The following is a 3,812-nucleotide window of genomic DNA, read 5'->3' as shown; positions in this document are numbered from 1 at the left end:
CGTAACGCCGGAACGGCCTGATGTAYYGGCGTGGGAAGRAATGCGAGGAGCCGGCCAGCGGCCGGCACTACCGGTTCCGCAGGTCATGGTGAGCCGCAGGACGCGCGCCCAAGGCCGCCGAACCCACGGACGAAGCGCCCCCGCGGGTAGCGGGGGCGCGCCGACAGGCGGGGGTGTTGGGTGCGGGTAAGCCGGGGCCCGCGGTTTGCAGCGCACACCGTGGGGATGTTTCGCGACTGCGAAAGATCACGCCGCCTGCGGCACCCGCAGCGAGCGCACCAGGCCGCCGATGTCCACGATCAGCGACACCCGGCCATCGCCGAGGATGGTGGCGCCGGACACGCCGCTGATGCGGCGGTAGTTGTTTTCGATGTTCTTGACCACGACCTGCTGCTGGCCGACCAGTTCGTCCACTTCCAGCGCGATCTTCTGGCCATCGCCTTCGACCACCACCACCAGCGAGTCGTCCTTGGTGCGGGCGCCGAAGCCGTAGTACTCGCTCAGCGAGAGGATCGGCAGGTACTCACCACGCACGCGCAGCACGCGGCCTTCGCCGGCCATGGTGCGCACGTCCTCGGGCTGCGGCTGCAGCGCTTCGAGCACGTAGGCCAGCGGCAGGATCACCGTTTCACCGGCCACCGCCACGGTCATGCCGTCGAGGATGGCCAGGGTCAGCGGCAGCCGGATCAGCACGCGGGTGCCGTTGCCGGCCTTGCTTTCCAGCTGCACTTCGCCGCCCAGCGCCTGGATGTTGCGGCGGACCACGTCCATGCCCACGCCACGGCCGGATAGATCGGTGACGGCATCGGCGGTGGAGAAGCCCGGCTGGAAGATCAGGTCCCAGACCTGCGCGTCGGTGGGGTTGTCGGGCACGCTCAGGCCGCGTTCGAGCGCCTTGGACAGGATCTTTTCGCGGTTGAGGCCGCGGCCGTCGTCGCTGACTTCGATCACGATGTGGCCGCCCTGGTGCGAGGCCGCCAAGGTGATGGTGCCGGTTTCATCCTTGCCCGCATCGCGACGGACGTCGGGCATTTCCAGGCCGTGGTCGATCGAGTTGCGCACCAGGTGGACCAGCGGATCGGCGATCTTTTCGATCAGGCCCTTGTCCAGCTCGGTGCCTTCGCCGATGGTGCGCAGGCGCACCTGCTTGCCCAGCCGCGAGGAGAGATCGCGGACCAGGCGCGGGAAGCGGCGGAACACCGCATCCACCGGCAGCATGCGCACGCCGATCACCGCTTCCTGCAGGTCGCGGGTGTTGCGTTCGAGCAGGTCCAGGCCGGCGAACAGCTGTTCGGCGTGCACCGGGTCCAGCGCATGCGAGACCTGCTTGAGCATGGCTTGGGTGATGACCAGTTCGCCGACCAGGTTGATCAGTGCGTCGACCTTTTCCACCGCGACGCGGATCGAGGTTTCCGCTTCGTGCGCGGCGGCCGCCGGCGCGCCGGGCGCAGGAGCGGCAGCAGACGCAACGGGTGACGCCGCTACCGGGGCAGCCGGTGCGCTGGTGGCCAGGCTGGGCGGTGCGGCCGGACGGATGTCCAGTTCGCAGTCGTCCACGACCCAGGCGAAGGTATCTTCAATCTTGCTGCGCGGCACCTTGCCGACCAGGCCGAGGTCCCACGCCAGGTGCGCTTCGAGCGGGTCGAGCTGGTCGAAGCCGGGCAGGCGCTCCATGCGCGCGGCGACCTGCAGCGAGCCCAGGTGTTCGAGTTCGCGGATGATGCGCAGGGGGTCGTTGCCGCTCATGAACAGCGACGGGGAGGGAACAAAGCCTATCTGCCATGCTTCGGGCGTGTCGTCGACCTTGGCCGCCGCGACCGGGGCACTGGCGGCGGCCTGGCCGGACAGCACCGCTTCAAGGCGCGCCTTGATCGCCGCCACCGCCTGCGGGTCGGCCGGCTGGCCGTGTTCGGCTTCGCGCAGCAGGGCGCGCAGCACGTCCACCGAGGACAGCATCGCATCCACGGCGGTGGCTTCGAGTGCGCGCTTGCCGGCGCGCAGTTCGTCCAGCAGCGTTTCCAGCACGTGGGTAAGCGCGGCGATCGCGTCGAAGCCGAAGGTGCCGGCGCCGCCCTTGATCGAGTGCGCGGCGCGGAACACCGAGTTGATGATTTCCGGGTCCTGCTGGCCCGATTCGAGCGCCAGCAGGCCAGCCTCCATCGCATCCAGCCCCTCGCGGCTTTCTTCAAAGAACGTGGCGTGGAAACGTTGCAGATCCATGCTCATGATGCGTGGGGTCCGGTTGCGGGGAAGGGAAGGGTGGGGCGGGACGCGTTGCTGGGCTCAGCCCAGGACTTTCTGCACGGTGGCCACGAGCTGTTCGGGATTGAACGGCTTGACCAGCCAGCCGGTGGCACCGGCGGCCTTGCCTTCGGACTTCTTGTCGGCGGCCGATTCGGTGGTCAGCATCAGCATCGGGATGAACTTGTAGTCCGGCAGCTGGCGCAGCTCGCGGATCAGCGAGATGCCGTCCATGTTGGGCATGTTGACGTCGGTCACCACCGCGTTGAAGCGCTGGCCCTTCGCACGGCCCAGCGCGACGGCACCGTCCTCGGCTTCTTCGACGGAAAAACCGGCCGAGGTGAGGGCGAAAGAGACCATCTGGCGCATCGACGCCGAATCGTCCACCACCAAGATACGTGCGCTCATGCAGCGTTCTCCACAGATTTCAGGTTGTCATGGGTTGCGTCCAGGCCAAGGGCCTGGGTGACGCCGAGCAGTCGCGCGGCGTCACGGAAGGTTGCAGTGCAACCGTCGAATCCGGTCGGGTGGCCTGCCTTGCGGCGGGCGTCGACGAATGCGCACAGGACCTGCATTGCTGCGGTATGGATCCGGCTCACTTCGCTGGCATCCAGCGTCAGTTCGCCGGCCTGGTCCACCAAAGGGGCCAGGCGGGTTTTCAGCTCGGTGCTGGTCTCGATACCGAGATCACCACCCAGGGCCACAATGCTCATCGTTGCTCCGGACAAACGGTTCCGAGGTTTATAACGGCCCAAAGCGGAGAAGCTTTAGGGGGAGGGGCCAAGGGATCTTCAAGGGGGGAGGCAATGGCCGGGTAGAGCCACCCCATGGGTGGTTGGCGCGCCAGCGCGGCGCACCTGTTCGGGCGCCTCCGGGCGGCCTGGCGCCGGATCGGAGAGCAGCCACGCATGGCGTGGCTCTACCGGCGAACAGGTGCCGGCGTAGAGCCGCCCCACAGGATGAAGAGTGCCGAGGTAGCGCCACCCCATGGGTGGCTGCCCTACAGGACGTGGTCAATTCAACAGCTGCGTTGCATCCAGCAGGATCATCGGCTGTGCGGTGACGCGCGCCACGCCGCGGAACAGGTCGTTGGAGATCTGGCAGATGCGCGCGGTGTCCGGCGGTTCGATCTGCGAATCGGTGAGGTTGGCGACATCCTCCACGGCCGAGACACGCAGGCCCATGGTTTCGCCATCCTCTTCGAGCACGACGATGCGGGTACTGGCGTCGTCCTGGGCCGGGCCAGCGCCGAGGTGGATGCCCAGGTCCATCACCGGCACCACCTGGCCGCGCAGGTTCATGATGCCGAGCATGGCCGCAGCGGTACCGCGCAGCGGCAGCAGCGGGACCGGCAGGACCACTTCCTGCACCTTGAGCAGTTCCAGCGCATAGGCCTGGGCGCCACAGCGCAGCCGCAGCCAGCGCGAGGTGCGTTCGGCGGCGCGGCGGTTCTCGCGCGGACTGGAGGCCGGGTTGCGGGCCTGCGCCTGCAGTTCCTGCCAGCTGCCGGGGCGGGTGTGCGCCGGGGCGGGCGCTGCGGCACGGGCGCTCGGGGCGGACATCGGCATCGT

General features: G+C 68.2%; 4 protein-coding genes. All 4 read right to left on the bottom strand.

Annotation, left to right across the window (positions count from 1 at the left end; translation table 11 throughout):
- Positions 1 to 246: 246 nt before the first annotated feature.
- Positions 247 to 2,226, bottom strand: coding sequence for a chemotaxis protein CheA (locus AC1DR7_RS20070; RefSeq protein WP_256777585.1), 1,980 nt, complete (start codon positions 2,224 to 2,226; stop codon positions 247 to 249).
- Positions 2,227 to 2,283: 57 nt separating this feature from the next.
- A complete protein-coding gene (locus AC1DR7_RS20065; protein ID WP_159496673.1) occupies positions 2,284 to 2,649 on the bottom strand; it encodes a response regulator in 366 nt (121 codons plus the stop codon).
- Positions 2,646 to 2,954, bottom strand: a complete 309-nt coding sequence (locus tag AC1DR7_RS20060) for an STAS domain-containing protein (RefSeq protein WP_256777586.1) — start codon at positions 2,952 to 2,954, stop codon at positions 2,646 to 2,648. The genes AC1DR7_RS20065 and AC1DR7_RS20060 overlap by 4 nt, the downstream gene beginning before the upstream one ends.
- Before the next feature lie 300 nt (positions 2,955 to 3,254).
- Positions 3,255 to 3,812 (bottom strand): chemotaxis protein CheW (locus AC1DR7_RS20055; RefSeq protein WP_478076651.1); only part of this gene is annotated, 558 nt, incomplete at its 5' end.

It is taken from the genome of Stenotrophomonas sp. P5_A9, from assembly GCF_056400525.1.
Note: the sequence above shows the minus strand (reverse complement) of the source record. Positions and strands in the feature narration are given on the sequence as shown.